The following is an 18,207-nucleotide window of genomic DNA, read 5'->3' as shown; positions in this document are numbered from 1 at the left end:
ATCTCCAATAAAGTGTTTTGGGTTTGTGTTACCCGCTTTGCAGCAGGTGGTTACACTTTAAAGAATTGCCGTCTAGAGAAGAATACTCATAGAATGCAATATATTATTGCAACCATAGGAATAGTTGATGGCTCGTTTAGAGATGATGGAGATCTTCGTGGCCGTAGCGGAAGAACAAAGTTTTGCCGGAGGCGCACGACGCCTCAACCTGTCAGCGCCGGCAGTGACCCGCGCCGTCGCCGCGCTTGAAGAGCGACTGGGCGTCAAGCTGCTGACTCGGACCACGCGCTATGTGCGCGTAACCGATGCCGGGCAGCGTTATCTTGAAGATGCCCGGCGCGTCCTGCATGACGCCAACGAAGCCGATGAGGCGGCCGCCGGCATCAATGCAGAACCGCGCGGCCATCTAGCGGTTACCGCGCCGGTATTATTCGGCAGAATGTTTGTGATGCCAGGCATCGTCGCTTACCTGCAACGCTTTCAGGCTATGGAGGTATCGGCGATATTCCTGGATCGCGTCGTCAATATGTTGGAGGAAGGCATTGATGTAGGCATTCGTATAGGTGAGTTGCCGGATTCCAGTATGCGGGCGATACGCGTGGGCCATGTGCGCCAGGTTTTATGCGCATCTCCGAGTTATCTGGCGGCAAAAGGCATCCCAAGGTCTCCCACTGAATTAAGCCACCACAGTCTGATTGTTGCTGCCACTGGCTCCTGGTCGGCCATTGAATGGAAATTTTTAGATGGCGATAAAACAATGACCCAAAAAATAAAGCCCAGACTCCGCGTCACCAGCAATGACGCCGCGATAGCGGCGGCCATCGACGGTCTGGGCATCACCCGTGTGTTGTCTTACCAGGTTGCTCCGTTTTTAGGCTCGGGGCAGGTGCAAACTTTGTTAAGCGACTATGAACCCAATCGCTTACCGATACATGTCCTGCATCGTGAAGGGCGTTATGCTTCCGCCAAGGTCAGAACGTTTGTCGATCTAATGGTGGAGAGGCTGAGAGCGGATCAGATATTAAATTAATGCAGCCAAAGCTCGGCTCAGTGTAATGTGGCGCGAAGCGCTCAAGCAACTCGACAGCCTGCAGCGTACGCAACCACACTGCGAACGAGTCGAAAAAGATCGAGCCTTGGGGCAACTTTTACAGATATTCGAATTGCCTTATCACCCCCTTTGAATCCTAATTTGTCTAGGTCGAGTTGCTCGACAAAGACATCAACGACTCGAACATGATTGTCCTCAGCCACATAGTCTTCCAGTTGCTCAGGAAAGAGGACTACCTTACTTCGGTCTGTACTTTGAATGAAGCGCTTCATCTGCACTCCCGGTTGATTGGCCGTAAGCTTATTTTACAAAATCTCGCGTTTTTACACAGCCTGGGTCTATTACAGTAAATCAACTGCGTGATTGCATTTACTTGCACACCTAAGTGCACCACTTGCACACCCACGGATTGACAAGGTACACATCCCCCTTGAATCCCGTTATGCTTTTTCATCGATAAAAACGCCACTCCCCATGTTGTTTATAAACTCATCCATGCTATACAGCGTGTGAAGAGTGTCGCCCAAAAATTTCCTGGCATCGTTCATTCCTTGTTCGCCTTGGGCGATAAGCTTGTCAACGAAAGTGTAGCTATCTTCAAAAAACTTGATCATATCTATGGGGGCATTGGCATCCATACCATCTATAGTGAAAGCTGAAAGGGAAAATTCAGTAGCAGAAATGTCCGATATTTCACCGTTTCCATTCAAATAACCGCCCAGCATGCCTAAGTCATGCGGTGATATATTTCTTAAATCGACATTCGCCAAGAGCTGTTTTACTTTGTCGGGTTTTAATACCGCTTGTTGGGCATCGAATCCTTGACCAATGGGCTGCGTTTTCGAGGTGGTAAACCGATTTTGCCAAGGTATTGCCTCAGCTTTATCAAGAAGCCTATATTGGTTCGCACTTCCCGTTATATTCAAGCCGACTATCATTGCATCCTCCTTAGCGCTCATTGGTCCTGCGATGGTGAAGAGTGTTTACTTGTTATCGGTCGGCCACAGACAGTCTTTAGCGCCAATTGTAAGTGGCTTTACTCATTAACTTCATTGAAGCGAACACCAAATCGTATAGTGCGCGGCTGATGCCGTTAGACAATTCAACTGAGTAACTCTACCCCTAGGGAATAAGCTGTGCATATTGATGCAATGAATGTGCTCCCCGTAACACCACCGCTGTGCAATTCATACAGTCTCAGGCGTGCAAGTGGTATGCAATTTTGCAATCAATAATCTCAACCCTATTTTGCACAGAACACCCGATTTTTCTGTTGATTATTCAAGCTCAATTTGCACAGTACAGAAATATTTTCAGCTATCGGCCAAGCTGATGTTTCAACCTTGGAATGCAAATAGTCGAAATAACAAAGGAGGGCAGCAGTCAGTTTGCCTGGCTTTTACAAAGGCCTGAACCGCCGCCGCCCTCAACTTTAGCGCCGACTCAGACCGCCACGCCCTGCGCATCGAACAATCCTTCGAATAAGGCCGAACTCAAATAGCGTTCGCCAGAATCCGGTAGTATCACCACGATAGTCTTACCGACATTTTCCGGGCGTTTTGCCACACGTACGGCCACCGCCACCGCCGCACCGCAGGAAATCCCGGATAACAAGCCCTCCTCCCGCGCCAAACGCCTGGCATACTCAATCGCCTCGTCATTGCTGACTTGCTCGATTGTATCGACCATAGACAAATCCAATACGTCCGGCACGAATCCGGCACCGATGCCCTGAATTTTATGCGGCCCCGGCTGTATATCCTGGCCAGTCCGAAATTGGCTCAGTACTGGACTGGCTTCCGGCTCAACCGCGATGGAAACGATAGGTTTGCCTTGCGTGAGTTTGATATAACGCGACACGCCGGTAATGGTGCCGCCTGTGCCAACACCGGAAACCAATATGTCGACCGCACCGTCGCTATCGTGCCAAATTTCCGGGCCGGTGGTTTGTTCGTGAATTTGTGGGTTGGCGGGGTTTTTGAACTGCTGCAACAGCACATAGCGCTCCGGATCGGAAGCGACTATCTCTTCCGCCTTGGCGATAGCGCCTTTCATGCCTTTGGCGCCCTCGGTCAATACCAGTTTGGCACCGTAGGCCACCAGCAATTTTCGCCGCTCGATACTCATGGTATCCGGCATGGTCAAGGTCAACGGGATGCCGCGCGCTGCAGCGACAAAAGCCAGCGCAATGCCGGTATTACCACTGGTCGGTTCGATCAACTCCTTGCCAGGGCCAAGCAGTCCGCGCTGTTGCGCATCGTTAATCATCGCCGCGCCGATCCGGCATTTCACCGAATATCCGGGATTGCGCCCTTCGACTTTAGCCAGTAAGGTGACTTGCGCACCGTCGGTAATACGGTTAAGTCTGACCAGCGGTGTTTTGCCAATCGACTGGGAATTGTCAGGGTACCAATATGCCATAGGGTTTTCCTCCAAATTTGATTAGGCCAAAAAAAAGCCAGTGCGTTTTTACGTACACTGGCTTCCGGTTTTGCGGTTAATTTCGTTAAACTGCGCACACTGCTCCGCGCGGCTAAAAGCAAGCGCTAGGCTAAAAAGCCCAAGCAGTTTCTCTGTCCAGAAAGTTCAGATTGCGCCTCTTCGAAAAATTTTGCAACATGCAAAACAGACTAATTAAACACACGCCCCTAAGCATGCGGGTATGAGTTTGTTGAATAAGGCGAAATTCATAGCAAGCACATTTCTCGGTATTGAACAACTTAAAAGTATCCGCCGTGTTTCTGCTGCTGTCGTCAGCAATGGCAGAACAGTGGCTTTAAACTTCCACGCCCATGCAGAAAGCCGCTAGCACGCCGGGATACCAGCGTGCTGCTATTTATGGACTATTTTCTGGATGATCTTAGTATCGACGTCAAATGCCGACCGCACTGGGCACAAACAAAATTCCCCGTAGGCACGCCTAATACAAATTCTTTAGCCAAAGACGGATGATCACATTGCTCATCGCTACGGCTTTTAGTGGATGTTTCGGTTTTCTGTGTGTCCATAATCGTCTCCTCGCTTTGCGTTTAAACTTATGATTATTTAACAAACTCTGTTGTTAAAAATCCAAGCAAAAAACATACACACAAAACATAAGACACTGTAATTAATCGAGTTTATTTAGCGTTTCATTTCAGAGCCAGCAGGGCACATCTAAAACTGTAAAGTTTTTCGACTTAACCTCAAATTAACCGATAGAGGAATTTTTAGCTCGTCATCCGAAAAAAATCGCTTCCATAACCCTATTTAGTATAGTTAGTCCAAATTCTCACCGATATAGCCGCTACCCCTCGGGTGAAAAATGCCTCGCACATTCAAAGCCGGAAAAAAAGGCTGTAAAAATTTTTGACAGGTCCGGTAGCTCAAGCGGCATTGCTGGCTGACCACAACGCCAAAACGCATAAAGTCCGCCAATATTGCAGACACAAAAAAGGGGCTAAAAGCCCCTTTCCTTCGCTTGCGTTAAACTGTTATTTAACGGCTTCAGCAATTTTATTAAACGCTTCAACCCGTTGTTTACCGGTATTGGCCAAATCGATGCCGTTCTCAACGATCATCTGAATCAAACCTGGTATGCCGTAAACGATTTTACCGCAGTAAGCGACCACAGGTACCGCAACAATCGCCCCGAACAATGTACCAATGCCCAACATGTGCAGCATTTTTGTAATCAGCACCACGATATCCAGTGGCAACAGAATCAAAGTACCGAAGTACAACAGCACAATGAATGTAAACAGCGCGAACACTACAAACTGCAGCAGTCTTACCAATGCGACATTAAGGTTTTTCATGTTTATTTGTCTCGAATGAATGAAGAATCTTTTGCAAACACAGGCAACGGCCTTGATTTTCGTTGCCTTTTTAGCCGTTAGCCAACTGGCGGCATTATAAAATAAAAGCCCTACTTGTTTCTTGCTTTTTTGCCGGCTAAATGCGGCTTAGGCGAGTAAGCATCAGGCTAGAATTGGTATTCTTCGTGTTTCTTCTCGATAAAAAACGGATGTAACAGCGCCCCGGCGGCGAAACCGCCCAAATGCGCCCACCATGCCGAATCCACCGCCACATTATCTAAAAAGGTCGCCGTGAGCACGTCGCCGATCTGGATAATCACCCAAAACCCCAAAAAGGCTATCGCCGGCACATGGAAAAATAAGGGGTAAAACAGGATAGGCACCAGTATCACCACCGTAGCCTGCGGAAAGCGGAAAAAATACGCCCCCAACACCCCGGCAATGGCCCCCGAGGCACCCACCACCGGCACCGCCATCTTCGGATAGAAATACCATTGGGCATAGGTTGCCAACAGGCCGCACAATACGTAAAACATCACAAAACGCTTATGCCCCATCAAGTCTTCGATGTTGTCCGCGAATATCCATAAAAACACCATGTTCATCAACAGATGCAGGAAACCGCCGTGCAGGAACAAACTGGTGAAAAACGACAGATAATGATCCGGCGGCAAACCAAAGCTATAAGCCCAATCCGGGTTGGAATAGCGAATCGGCACCATGCCGTACATATAGACAAAATGTTGGCCCACCTCGTCCGGCATAAACAACATCGCCACGTACACCACTATACAAATAGCGATGATGCCCCAGGTCACATAAGGCTTGATGTTGCAAGGTATCGAATCTCGAATGGGTATCATCTTAGGCTTCCTAGTTTAGTGAGCACACGAGTCAGAGGCTGTTTAAAACTTTTCGTTCCAAGTCTTTTCCAGGCGCTGCACCGACACCGGAAAAGCGGTTTTTAATTGCTGTGCGAACAAGGACACCCGCAACTCCTCCAAACTCCAGCGAAAGACATCGCGTTCCGGCGTCGGCACCATGGTTTTCATTTGCTTTTCGACTGCTTGCCAAAAGCGTTGCGACAGTCTGTGTAAACCTTGAATATCAGCCGAATCGGGCTTTTGCTTATCCAAGCGACACTCTATCGCTTTTAAATAACGCGGAATCGCTTGCACCTGCACCAAGGGCGTGTAGCGCAAAAAGCCGTTAAATAGCATCAGGCTTAACTGCTTTTCCAGATCCTCTCGTAAACTTGCACTGACACCGGGCTGTTTCAGCCGTTGTCTGACCGTCTGATAGTTTGCCATGATTTCCGTGACATGCTTGCCCACTTGATTGCCGACCGTGACCAGCATCGATTTTTTAGCCGCCAGCGTCGCCTCGAACTGCGCTTGACTGCGGATCGTCGCATCCACCACAAACACGCTATTGAAGACTAAGAATAGTAGATCTTCCTTAAAATCGCCGCCTAAGCGCTCCTGCAACAGAGGATGTTTGGGCAACTGGTTATAGGCTAATTGCAAGGCAGCCACAACGCCGCTGTTTTTTAACAAGTATTGCGCGTCCTTCCGACACTGCAGCCGAAATAACTTAGTCAAACCATCGAAATGCGCCAAATCAGCCTTATGCTGGGTATCGAGTATCTTGACCCCCACGGTTTCGCCTTCATCGACAATAGCCGGAAAACCGATAAAGGTCTGGCCTTTCTGCATAAACTGCCAAGTCTCCGGCAAGTCGTCAAACGCCCAGGCGATACAACCGGTGTGATTCATTTCCTCTTGCGCCAGCTTGTCGAAACTGTCGCCAGCCTTGGTGGCATAATCGGCTTGCAGCTTGGCCAGATTGCGACCATAGCCCAAGGCTCGGCCATGATCATCGACAATCCGGAAATTCATCTTCAAATGATCCGGCAAGGCGTCCGGTTGCCATTCGTTGAGTGGTATCGACTCGCCGGTCAGTTTGCGCAAGCGCCCGCTCAACCACTCGAACAACGAGCCTTTAAAATCCGGCTCGATTTCCAGACAAGCCTTGGCGGTATTCGGCACCGGCACGAAGTGCTTGCGCAAATGCTTAGGTAACGCCTTAATCAACGCCGTGACTTTTTCTTCCAGCATGCCCGGAACCAGCCAATCGAAAGGCGCTTGGCGGATTTGATTGAGCTGATGCACAGGTACGATCGCCGTCACCCCATCTTCGTCATGGCCAGGTTCAAAGCGATAATGCAATTCGATGGTTAAGTCGCCGATTTTTTTACTGTCAGGAAAATCCCAATCGTTAATCTGATTCTCGTCGCTGCGGGTCAGATCTTCTTTGGTTAAAAACAAAATCTTCGGGTTTTCGCGTTCGACCTTCTTCCGCCATTGATCCAGGGTAATGCCGCTCACCACCTCGGCCGGCAGTTTTTTATCGTAAAACTGATACAGCCATTCCTCGTCTTCCACCAAGTCGACGCGGCGGCCTTTGTGCTGGATATAACCCACCTCTTCCAACAAAGTTTCGTTGGCCTTAAAAAACGGCGCATTGCTGTGATAATCATGATTCACCAGCGCATGGCGAATGAACATCTCCCGCGCCGCTTTGGCATCCACATTTTCGTAAGGTACTTTGCGCTTGGCCTGCAAGGTCAAACCGAACAATAGCGTGCGCTCATAAACCCCGCTGCGGCCGGCGTTTTTCTCCCAATGCGGGTCGTAGTAATTGCGTTTGACCAAATGTTGGGCAGCGCCCTCTATCCATTCCGGCTCGACCTTGGCGACGGTACGGGCGTAGACCTTACTGGTTTCCACTTGCTCGGCGGCCATGATCCACTTCGGCTTGGCTTTATGCTGACCGGAACCCGGAAAGATGAAAAACTTCAAACCCCGCGCACCCAGATATTCGTATTGCTCGTGTCTAAAACCGATATTCGATAACAAGCCCGGCAACAACGCCATATGAATCTGTTCGTAATTGGCCGGATTGCCGCTGGTCTTCAAGCCCAAATCACCACGCGCAACCTGCATGATCTGAGTGTGAATGTCATGCCATTCACGCATGCGGATGTAGGACAAGAAATTATCCTGGCAATACTTGCGCAGTTTACTGTTGGTCAGATGCTTCTTCTGCTCTTCAAAAGCATTCCAAAGATTCAGCAAACTCAAAAAGTCGGAATCCTCGGCCTTGAACTGCGCATGCTTCGCTTCTGCCTGCGGCATTTTATCCGCTGGCTTATCACGCGGGTCCTGAATGCTTAATGCCGACACAATAATCGCCACCTCATGCAGCGAGCCCAGCTCAGCCGCCGCCAACAGCATCCGCGCCAGCTTGGGGTCAGTGGGAATCTTTGCCAGTTGTCGCCCTGTATCGGTCAGCTGGCCGGCCTTATCCAGCGCATCCACCTCAAACAGCGCATTCTTGCCGTCGCGGATCATCTTGTCGTCCGGCGGCTCCACGAACGGAAAATCTTCGATGTCGCCCAACTTCAAAGCCGCCATCTGCAAAATCACCGACGACAGATTGGTTCTTAGAATCTCCGGCTCGGTAAACTCCGGCCGCGCCAGGTAATCCTCTTTGGAATACAACCTGATACAGATACCTTCCGCCACCCGGCCACAGCGCCCTGCCCTCTGATTGGCGCTGGCTTGCGAGATGCGCTCGATAGGCAAACGCTGAATCTTGCTTTTATGGCTGTAACGGCTGATGCGGACATGGCCGGAATCGATCACGCAACGGATGCCCGGCACGGTCAAGGACGTTTCCGCCACGTTGGTAGCCAGCACGATGCGCGGCTTGTTACCGCTGGGTTTGAATACCCGCTCCTGCTCGCTAACGCTGAGTTTGGAATACAGCGGCAACACCTCATAGCGGGTATTATTGTGCGACTTGCGCAGCGATTCGGTGGTCTCGCGTATCTCATGCTCACCGCTCAAGAAAATCAGAATGTCGCCCCGCATATCCCGATACAACTCGTCCACCGCATCCAGGATGGCTTGCTGCAAATCCGCCGAAGTTTCGTCGTCTTCTTCGATTAACTCGATAGGCCGATAACGCACATCCACCGGATAAGTGCGGCCGGACACATTCACAATCGGCGCATCATTAAAATGTTTGGCAAAACGCTCCGGATCGATGGTCGCGGAAGTAATCACCACCTTCAAATCCGGCCGCTTCGGCAACAGCCAGCGCAGATAGCCCATTAAAAAATCGATATTCAGGCTGCGCTCGTGCGCCTCGTCGATGATGATAGTGTCGTATTGATTTAAATAAGGATCGTTCTGCGACTCGGCCAGCAGGATGCCGTCGGTCATCAGTTTAACCAGAGAATTGGGATGAGTCTGGTCGTGAAAACGCACCTTGTAACCCACCGCCTGTCCGATAGGCTGGCCCAGTTCCTCGGCGATGCGGTCAGCGACGGTACGGGCGGCAATCCGCCTTGGTTGGGTGTGGCCGATCAAACCGGTTAAGCCGCGCCCGATTTCCAGACAAATCTTCGGCAACTGTGTGGTCTTGCCGGAGCCGGTCTCGCCGCAGACGATGGTGACTTGATTGTTGAGGATTAAATCGGCAATCTCATCCTTCTTGCCGCTGACCGGTAAATCCGGGTAATTAATCACCGGCACGGAAGCGCGGCGCTGATGGCAACGCCCCATCGAACGCTCGATCTTATCAGCCACTTGCTGCACTTGTCCGGTCACATCCCTGCCCTTACTCGCCTCGCTCCGTAAGCGGTCCAACTGCCGCTTCAAGCCGTGGCGGTCGGTACCCATGCAGGTTTGAAGATTTTTGGCGAGTTGTTTCAGGGTGTCTTGGAGGGACATGGGGCGGAGAATCTGGTAAAAGCCCGGCATTATAAGGGCAGACGGGGCGGTTTTATATTTGGCTTATTGATCCTGCCTTCAAATGTCTCAACCGTTCGTGCTGAGCTTATCGAAGCGCAAGCAGCCTTTCGACAAGCTCAAGGCGAACGGATGTTAAAACTTCACAGCCCGGATCAACCTGACTCCGAGCCGTCAAGTTTTGCGACATACTCTTGCATACCGCGTACAAAACATTCGGCTTGCGCGACGGCGTCCGCAGCTTGTTTGAGATCAATCGCATCGCCAGTGTAATCGGCCAACAAACGAATTTCTTGGACACGATTCAGTGACCGCCCAAGTTCTACCGCTATCACGCCCGGCTTAACCAAATGCAAACTGAACAGCGTGATCAGGCCGTTGTGAGTGCGGCTAGCCTCGGCGCCAATCATCCGGCCGCTGACCGACAAAGCCGCTTGCGCGGATTCGAACATCGCATAATACGCCCGGTTGCAAGCCCCCTCGCTATCGCCATCGGCCAACAGCAAGCGCGCCGATGCCAACGCCCGTTCGGCCTTTTGCAACCACTCGCAGGCATTCATAACGGCACACCGTCGCGTTTCACATTTTCCAATAAGTGCGGATGCGCGGAGCTTTCCGGGCAATCCCATTCGGATTGCCAAATAGGCAGGGGCTGGATCAACACTCCAGTTTCCAGCAATACATCGTAAGCAATGTCCGCCAAAGCCAGCTTGGTTTCTAGGAATGGACCGGGCGCCCCGGATAACAACACCGCCACGTCGGTGTCGCTTTGCGCCTGATAATCACCACGCGCCCGACTGCCGAACAGCAACGCTCCGACTAAACGGAACCGGCCAGCCGTTCGACGGATAAATAGCCGCGCAGCCGCTAAGGTGTTGGGGTCTATTGGACGTGGAGGCATAGGTAAAGATAATGCGCTAAAAAACCAATCAGTATCTTACTATTTGCCGACGCTTAGCGAATCGGAATTTTTGCTTAATGTAGGCTTACACCCACACCTAAAATAGACTCGCTGCCACGCCCTGTAAAATCAACAAGCTGGATCACGGGCCCGGCGCAGCTCCGCTACGCGCCTATCGTTTGATCCAACGTCCGGCATTCAATGTTTGAGTGGCTTTGTATCGGAGTAAGCGGAGTTTCGATCGAAATTCGCACTGTGTCTACTTAGAAAAATCCACCCTTCGCCTAAACCTACCAAGATTAAATCCAAGAAATCGAATATTTCCTCTTACCAGCCACCGAATCCGATAAGATTACGCCATTAGCGAATGACGGCTTTTGGATGTAGCAAATTGTAGCAATCGACCCCTATGTATAGTGCCCAACTATGTATAGCTGTAAATTACTATCGACGGCAAAACTTGGTTTCTCTGACACTTGAGCCAACCATCAGTCAATAAGCTTTACATAGTTTTGCTGTTGTTCTGAAGGTGAAATTCACTCGCCTTAAGATACTTTAATGAAATTTGCCTACCAATCAATTTTAATCTGGCCTCCTGAGAGCTAATTGGGACACTATGTTGATGTTTCGCGCCTCATTAGTTGGCTGTCGCCGTATATCAATACGAATGATGGTTGTTATCCGGTTGGTGAGAAATTGATACGGTTTCGACAAGCGTCAAAACTATGCATAGCGTACTGGTAGTCATCTCTGGCTGCGCGCGGGTTGCCAGTCGAAATAGATCACTGCTATACATAGTTGGGCACTATACATTGGGGTCGCTATGGATAGCTATCCATAGCGACCCTAAGCTGCCAAATAAGATTTAATTTGCAGAGACAACAAATGGCAAATAAGCTGTCCTTCAAAATGTAGGTGCGATTAGCTTGCGTAATCACACATATTTAGCCAACTCCTCCGATTACGTTATCATTAACCAGAGCGGTCTACGTAGACATTAGCGGTTATATTTAAAAGTAACATTGCAATATATAACCTTTAATAAAGTTTTAGCAAGCGCAAAACTATTAAGGAACCTCTGATTAATTCAGTTTTTCAAGAAAAGCCAATGCACAAGTCATTGATTTAATTAGTCATGAAATTCATGCCAACGAATTAATCAGAGGTTCCTTAACACATCTGGATTCAAAAAATTTTCTATATGCAAAATCAACATATCACATTTTATCCGTATGAAGTGCTTGTAAACCGTTTATCTAATGCTACGAAACGTAACTCTAAGCGAATTGTTTTTCTCCTTGGAGCTCCTGTTTCAGCACCTTATGATGGTAGTCCAGGCATTGCAAACGTTGATGGCATGGTTGAACTGATCGAAAAAGAGTTTAGTGAGGATAAAACCGCTCTTAAGTCGCTAAGAGATCAATTAGAACAGTCATCAGGAAATGCTTATCAAATTGCGGTAAATTATTTAATAGGCTGTCGTGGTCAAGATGCAGTCAACGATTTAATTAGGGCTGCAGTAGTTGGTTCGTGTCACGATTCAACTAAGTTGATGGATGAACTAAGAATATCTAATGCTCCTGAAGATTATGCTGAACAATTGGAAAAAAATAAAAAGGCCTGGTTCATACCAAATTGTTTACAAGATTTGGCCTCCCTTTGTGTCAAATACCCAGATGTTTTTGGACAAGTACAATTAACAACCAATTTTGATCCTTTGCTTACTTTAGCGATACAAAACCTCGGTGGGTCTTGTTACAGATCAATCCTCAGCAAAGATGGAAGTCTAAATCAAGTACAAGGAGACGGATGCCACATAATACATTTACATGGATATTGGCGTGGGGTGGATACACTACATACTCCCCGACAATTAAATCAACCACGCCCCAAATTGAAGGCCTCTTTATCAGATTTACTACGAAATAGCATTGTAGTACCGATAGCATATAGTGGATGGGATGATGTATTCACAAGAACCTTGATTGAAATTGTAAGTGAAGATGCAGCAAGACCTGAAATATTGTGGACATACTATGGAGAGAATGATGCTGATCTTATGGCGCAAAATGCTTCTCAATTCAATTTATTTTCAGCTGGATTAGACAGTGGTCGTTTAAATTTATACAAAGGCGTTGATTGTCACCAGTTATTTTCTGACTTAACAGGTGAATTGGGTTTGAAACAATCTCAATCCATTCATCTATCGCAAGATAAAATAGCGTCTAGCCCGTTAATTAAACAAGTAGATCATGGACTGTATTCCTCGCTAATTCGTGAAAAAAATATAGAAGAGTTTCATAGTGACTCAATACCCAGCGTTACCGATTTGGTAGGTCGTAGTGCTGAGTTAGAACATCTGACTGACGGACAAAACAAATTAGTCGCAATCGGTGGAATCGGTGGTCAAGGAAAATCAAGCCTTGCCGCTTACTATGCTTTAAACTGTCAAGGACAGGGTAATTTTCAGTTTATTGAATGGAGAGATTGTCGAGAACAAAATGACACGCTTCACAATATTTTACTAAAGACTGCATGTTCACTCATTGGAACAGAAGATTCTATAATTACTTTAAAAGAATTAAGTATTGATAACTTAGCTCAAGAGCTGTCTCAACTTTTCGAATCTAGGGACGGATTGATTGTTTTCGATAATGTTGATAAGTATATTGACCTCAATACAGGCAATCCTTTAGGCGCTTTAAAGTTTTTACTCGAAGCAATTCAACCAAAAAAATTACGGACTCAGTTAGTATTTACAGCAAGACCTCTTTTGAAGTTCGAGTCTGAAAAAACAATATCTATCCCACTTAAAGGGCTTAGTGATCAAGATGTAAGAGTTCTTTTTGAGCAAAAGAGCGATTCGTCAATTCATGAGGATGACTTTATTTCATTGATAAATGTAACCGAGGGTCATCCTTTTTGGATAACGCTCATTGCATCAAGATGTCGCCAACAAAAAATAAGTGTCAATAATATAATTAACGAAATCATTTCTGGCAAAGGAGAACTCCCAGAAAGGACTATACAGTCGATATGGAATTCGTTAAATGACAAACAAAAAGAAGTGCTTAGAACAATTGCGGAGATAGAACGGCCTCTTCCTGAAAAAGAAGTCAGCGAAATTGACTTTGGACTCAACTATAACCAGTTTACAAAAGCATTAAAAGTTCTTAAAAATTTAGGTTTGGTTGAACCTCGTCAACAGAACAATGGAATAGAAGTGCTTGACCTGCATCCTCTTATCCGTAGATATGTACGAACAAATTTTCCACGCCAAGAGCGAGAAAAATTTATTTTAAGAATCATTCATCTGTTTGATAAGCAAATATTAGTCTTGCGTGAGCGATTTAAGTCAAGTTTTCCAACTGACATGTTGGAGTTATGGACTCATAAAATTGATGTGAGCCTAAACGGTGGTAAGTTTGAAGCAGCAATTGACTCCCTTGTCGAAATTGGTTCGTCACTAATAGATAGTGGTCAACTTGAAGAATATATTCGCCTTTCAATTCGTGTCTTTGATGAAGTTAATTGGACTTTAACAGTCGCGAAATATCCAAAGTTTGATCGTTTATGGTCAAGTTCTGTTAATGCTTTAATCGCATTAGGCGATTTCGAAAGAGCTGACTCCTACATTAATCGTTATGCTGACTCAATTGAAGGCACAGGCTCTCAATTTATTAATCTTTGTGACACTAAATGTTACCGTTATTGGTTTGAAGGTGATTTCGAGCAAGCAATATTTTATGGCGAACAAGGGGTTAATTTAAAAAATGCGACAAACGTAGATATTGATTTTGACTGCTCACATAATCTAGCCTTGGCACGTCGTGATAACGGTAATATAGACGAAGCTCTTCAGTTTTTCATAGGTCAACACAATGAAGATGAAATTCTTGATCCAACCGAACTAGATACTCATCGAGGTGGAGTATTCTATGGCAATATTGGTCGATGCTATTATTTTAAAGACGAAATTGCTAATGCTATGAGTTGCTATAAAAAATCTGCACAATTGCTTGAACAGGCAAGAGAAGATGTTCTAAATCGGGGGTATATACGTTTATGGGTGGGGCAAGCCCTTCAAAAACTAGGTCATGTAGAAGATAGCCTTATGTTTCTACGTGCTGCCCATGTTATGTGGAATGGATTCATTCCACAAAGAGCAGATATGACGGAATCTCAACTCAATTCGCTAATTGAAAGTAATCCAAAAATGGAATCTATAATGGAGATGCCGCAATGGCGTCTTGAAAATAGATTTCAACAGTGGATTAAAAGTTAAATATTTCCCTAAAGATAAAAAGTGAACGTCTTGATCGATATTAAGAAATGCCACATTGTAAACATACAAATACTCATCTCGTGTTTGTTCACAACTAAGCGACCGGCGGTACTTGATCAGAACGAAAATTGAACGACTGCTATGGGGCTCATAATTGGCTTTAACTTGATTTTCTGACCGTCCCCTTATGGCCGACTGCCGCCGATTACAAGCCAAAGCTTGGAAACCAGAATCAATCAAAACGCCGCCAATACCTAGCAAATAAAGTAACGCGCTTCTGCAAAAATAGCCTACGCTTTTCTTCTGCGGACCACACCCCGCCATCCGCAATATCAGTAACGCCAAAAAAGGAGATAAACATGAGTCAAAATCTGATTTCTTTAACCCTTTCCGACAATGATCTGACGGACATAGACGCCGCCCTGAAAACATTGGAAGACCGCTTCGCCGGCTTCCTCGTTTTATCACCCGAAGAGCGCCGCACTATCCTGAAGATGGGTGATAAAACCGAAGCGTTCTGCCGGCAGACGCTGACGGTGGCCACCCAAAACACTCATGCCATTCCGCCCGGTCTCGATGTCGTCGAAGCGCAAGCCGATTTGGTGACGCTCGACAAACTCCGCCCTCGCCTACACCGCCTGCGTGATTTAATGAGCAGAGGCGAAGATACCGATATGGCGCTGGGCAGCGATATTTATAGTTTTAGCCTGGATGCTTACGCCTCGTTGAAAATCGCCGGCAAGGGCGCGGGCTTGGAAACGCTGCGGCAGGCGATGTCTGTTCGGTTTAATCGCGGCGCCAAGGCAAAACCCGAGGGTGTAAGAATTTTTGTGTAAACGGCCATGAGGTAGGAAACTACCGATCCTGATGAGGATGAAAAAATGACCGTATCACCCAAAGCCATTCCTGATGAATTACTCGATGCCTTAATGTCGAACTATCAAACACCCGAAGACCTGATCGGTGCCAATGGACTGTTAAAGCAGTTGACCAAAGCCATTGTCGAACGCGCCCTGGAAGCGGAAATGACCGCGCATTTGGGCCACGGCAAGCATGAGGCGGTGACCAACGCCAATAGCAATGCCCGTAACGGCAAGAGCCGGAAAACGCTCAAAGGCGACTTCGGCGACTTACCCATCGAGATTCCCCGTGACCGTCATGGCGAATTCGAACCCCAGATTATCGCCAAGCATCAACGGCGCTGGACGGGCTTCGACGACAAGATCATCTCGTTGTACGCCCGCGGCCTGACGGTACGGGAAATCCAGGCCCATCTATTGGAGATCTATCACACGGAGGTGTCGCCCACCTTGATTTCCTCGGTGACCGACGCGGTCCTTGAGGAGGTGAGCGCCTGGCAAACCCGTCCGCTGGATCCGATTTACCCCATCGTCTACCTCGACTGCCTACACACCAAAGTGCGGGACAGTGGCAGTGTGCGGATCAAGGCGGTCTATCTGGCTATTGGTGTCAATCTGGACGGCCACAAAGAGGTGCTGGGGCTGTGGATTGCCCAAAGCGAAGGCGCCAAATTTTGGCTGCAAGTGGTCACCGAGCTCAAGAACCGTGGCGTCAACGACGTTTTTATCGCCTGTGTCGACGGTCTAAAGGGGTTTCCGGAAGCGATCGAAACCGTGTTTCCCAAAGCCACTGTGCAGTTGTGCATCGTGCACTTGGTCCGTAACAGCCTTAACTACGTCAGCTACAAAAGGCGCCAGTCGGTCGCCGACGACCTCAAGCGTATCTATCAAGCCGCTACCGTCAGGGAAGCCGAACAAAAACTGGCCGAATTCGAGGCCAACTGGCACGAAGCCTATCCCACCATTGCCCCGATCTGGCGACGAAACTGGGACCGTATCATCCCGTTTTTCGACTATCCGCCCGAGATTCGCAAGGTGATCTACACCACTAATACCATCGAATCGGTGAACCGAAGCCTGAGAAAAATCATAAAAAATCGCGCGATCTTCCCCAGCGATGACGCATTATCCAAGTTGCTCTATCTGGCATTGAAGAATATCAGCCAAAAGTGGACCATGCCCGTCTATGACTGGAAAGCCGCATTAAACCGGTTTAGTATTCAGTTCGAAGACCGAATCCCTAACCGATAACTTAAACCCGTTTACACAAAATTCGGGATACCCCCCAAAAACCCATGCCACCCAACCCACCAGCTAAACAAGATAAGCATAATGACTGCCCGGCAAGGCTTTCCGGCTTAGCGATTAAGCTTTATCCCTTGGCGGAATAGATAAAAGCATAGCGCGCAAGCCTTCCCGCTAAAGCCGCAAGCTTATTAGAGTTGCTCGCCACTCTCAAAGCCTTGCCCGCAAGGTAAATCGCTTCGCGGGCAAGGCGATTTGCAATAAACGCAAGTCTAAATGGCTTAAGCGCAAGGCATTGAGGCCAAACCGCAAAGTTCTTTGACTTGCGCGCCAGCTTCAATGGTTTGCGCGCAAGGAAAAAAGCCTTGCTCGCAAGGCAAATAAGCTTGCGCGAATCCGGAAAAGCCTTGCGCACAACGTAAGCGCTCATGTAACTACGTCTGTCATCGATAACTGAAAGAGTCGAAGATGGTGTCCACCTTCGACTAAGTGGACACCTACATGCTAGAGACAAAGAGTGCGTTATCCAGGCGGTTAGTCATCGGTCACCGCTGTGATGGCCGATGCCGCTATGATCCGATCGCTAAACAAGAGCTGGTTCAGAGTTGCTTGCAGCCGGGTGTGTCGATTGCACGCAAAGCGCTGGAGCATGGCATCAATGCTAACCTACTACGAAAGTGGATCAATCACTATCAGGCCGCTGCGCGTGACACCCAAGCCGATGAGTTAGTGCCGCCACTACCGGCTTTTGTGCCGGTGCTGACACCGGTTATTAAGTCTCAGACGTGCGAAGCGATGCTGTCCATTACCCTAGTGAACGGTGTGCAGATGACGCTCCAGGCCATTGACCTGGCTGAGCTATCACCGCTATTAAACACCTTGGCCCACTTGCCATGTTCCGCTTCGACCCGGGGTTAAAGGTTTATCTGTACCGTGAGCCGGTGGACGGCCGTAAAGCAATCAATGGTCTGGCGCTGCTGGTCGAACAGGGACTCAGCCTCAACCCGTTTGAGTCGGCGGTGTTTGTGTTTAGCAATCGCCGCCGTGATCGGATCAAGTTACTGGCCTGGGATCGCAACGGCTTCTGGTTAATGATTAAACGCCTGGAGGCTGACCGGTTCCGTTGGCCGAAGCAGGAGGCGCTGATGGTGCTGAGCGTGGAACAACTCCATTGGCTATTAGAGGGCATTGATCTGGCCGCCATGCGCCCACATTCCGCCCGAAGCTACAGCCAAATTAGCTGAGGTTTCG

At 48.2% G+C, this 18,207-nt stretch carries 15 protein-coding genes and 1 pseudogene; 7 read left to right on the top strand and 9 right to left on the bottom strand.

Annotated elements, in window-relative coordinates; translation table 11 throughout:
• Nucleotides 1-127: 127 nt before the first annotated feature.
• Complete coding sequence (locus EBA_RS08790; protein ID WP_192374372.1) at nucleotides 128-1,030, top strand: LysR family transcriptional regulator; 903 nt, start codon at nucleotides 128-130, stop codon at nucleotides 1,028-1,030.
• Between the two features lie 146 nt (nucleotides 1,031-1,176).
• On the opposite strand, the pseudogene EBA_RS08785 reads toward EBA_RS08790, so the two are convergent.
• From EBA_RS08785 to cysK, 3 genes and pseudogenes are all read right to left on the bottom strand, one after another.
• Nucleotides 1,177-1,323, bottom strand: a pseudogene (locus EBA_RS08785) (IS5/IS1182 family transposase); the annotation flags it as partial.
• Between the two features lie 168 nt (nucleotides 1,324-1,491).
• Nucleotides 1,492-2,010, bottom strand: coding sequence for a hypothetical protein (locus EBA_RS08780; protein WP_192374371.1), 519 nt, complete (start codon nucleotides 2,008-2,010; stop codon nucleotides 1,492-1,494).
• A gap of 484 nt (nucleotides 2,011-2,494) precedes the next feature.
• Complete coding sequence (gene cysK / locus EBA_RS08775) at nucleotides 2,495-3,472, bottom strand: cysteine synthase A (RefSeq protein WP_192374370.1); 978 nt, start codon at nucleotides 3,470-3,472, stop codon at nucleotides 2,495-2,497.
• Between the two features lie 241 nt (nucleotides 3,473-3,713).
• Between cysK and EBA_RS08770 the strand changes: the two genes are divergently transcribed.
• The gene (locus EBA_RS08770) at nucleotides 3,714-3,860 is read left to right on the top strand and encodes a hypothetical protein (protein ID WP_192374369.1); all 147 of its coding nucleotides are present in this window, start codon (nucleotides 3,714-3,716) and stop codon (nucleotides 3,858-3,860) included.
• Between the two features lie 664 nt (nucleotides 3,861-4,524).
• On the opposite strand, the gene EBA_RS08765 is transcribed toward EBA_RS08770, so the two are convergent.
• The 5 genes from EBA_RS08765 to EBA_RS08745 all read right to left on the bottom strand — a co-directional run bounded on the left by EBA_RS08765 (nucleotide 4,525) and on the right by EBA_RS08745 (nucleotide 10,566).
• A complete protein-coding gene (locus EBA_RS08765; protein ID WP_192374368.1) occupies nucleotides 4,525-4,848 on the bottom strand; it encodes a hypothetical protein in 324 nt (107 codons plus the stop codon).
• 167 nt (nucleotides 4,849-5,015) lie between these two features.
• Nucleotides 5,016-5,711 carry a rhomboid family intramembrane serine protease gene (locus EBA_RS08760; protein WP_192374367.1) on the bottom strand — a complete coding sequence of 232 codons (696 nt, stop codon included), beginning with the start codon at nucleotides 5,709-5,711 and terminating at the stop codon, nucleotides 5,016-5,018.
• A gap of 42 nt (nucleotides 5,712-5,753) precedes the next feature.
• Entirely contained in the window at nucleotides 5,754-9,647 is a 3,894-nt protein-coding gene (gene hrpA / locus EBA_RS08755; protein ID WP_192374366.1) for an ATP-dependent RNA helicase HrpA, read from the bottom strand.
• Between the two features lie 173 nt (nucleotides 9,648-9,820).
• Complete coding sequence (locus EBA_RS08750; protein WP_192374364.1) at nucleotides 9,821-10,225, bottom strand: HEPN domain-containing protein; 405 nt, start codon at nucleotides 10,223-10,225, stop codon at nucleotides 9,821-9,823.
• Complete coding sequence (locus EBA_RS08745; protein ID WP_192374362.1) at nucleotides 10,222-10,566, bottom strand: nucleotidyltransferase family protein; 345 nt, start codon at nucleotides 10,564-10,566, stop codon at nucleotides 10,222-10,224. The genes EBA_RS08750 and EBA_RS08745 overlap by 4 nt, the downstream gene beginning before the upstream one ends.
• A 1,201-nt stretch (nucleotides 10,567-11,767) precedes the next feature.
• Here EBA_RS08745 and EBA_RS08740 point away from each other — a divergent pair.
• From EBA_RS08740 to EBA_RS08730, 3 genes are all read left to right on the top strand, one after another.
• Complete coding sequence (locus EBA_RS08740; protein WP_192374360.1) at nucleotides 11,768-14,851, top strand: SIR2 family protein; 3,084 nt, start codon at nucleotides 11,768-11,770, stop codon at nucleotides 14,849-14,851.
• Between the two features lie 359 nt (nucleotides 14,852-15,210).
• On the top strand, nucleotides 15,211-15,687 hold the full coding sequence (locus EBA_RS08735) for a hypothetical protein (protein WP_192374358.1): 477 nt from the start codon (nucleotides 15,211-15,213) through the stop codon (nucleotides 15,685-15,687).
• Between the two features lie 45 nt (nucleotides 15,688-15,732).
• The gene (locus EBA_RS08730; protein WP_192374356.1) at nucleotides 15,733-16,962 is read left to right on the top strand and encodes an IS256 family transposase; all 1,230 of its coding nucleotides are present in this window, start codon (nucleotides 15,733-15,735) and stop codon (nucleotides 16,960-16,962) included.
• Nucleotides 16,963-17,083: 121 nt separating this feature from the next.
• Here the strand turns inward: EBA_RS08730 and EBA_RS08725 are convergent, their stop codons facing one another.
• Nucleotides 17,084-17,386 carry a hypothetical protein gene (locus EBA_RS08725; RefSeq protein WP_192374354.1) on the bottom strand — a complete coding sequence of 101 codons (303 nt, stop codon included), beginning with the start codon at nucleotides 17,384-17,386 and terminating at the stop codon, nucleotides 17,084-17,086.
• A 71-nt stretch (nucleotides 17,387-17,457) separates the two neighbouring features.
• Between EBA_RS08725 and EBA_RS08720 the strand changes: the two genes are divergently transcribed.
• Nucleotides 17,458-17,874, top strand: coding sequence for a transposase (locus EBA_RS08720; RefSeq protein ID WP_192373081.1), 417 nt, complete (start codon nucleotides 17,458-17,460; stop codon nucleotides 17,872-17,874).
• A complete protein-coding gene (tnpB, locus tag EBA_RS08715; protein WP_192373083.1) occupies nucleotides 17,850-18,200 on the top strand; it encodes an IS66 family insertion sequence element accessory protein TnpB in 351 nt (116 codons plus the stop codon). Before EBA_RS08720 ends, tnpB begins: the two co-directional genes overlap by 25 nt.
• Nucleotides 18,201-18,207: the final 7 nt, after the last annotated feature.

The organism is Methylomonas albis (assembly GCF_014850955.1).
Lineage (GTDB): Bacteria > Pseudomonadota > Gammaproteobacteria > Methylococcales > Methylomonadaceae > Methylomonas > Methylomonas albis.
Note: the sequence above shows the minus strand (reverse complement) of the source record. Positions and strands in the feature narration are given on the sequence as shown.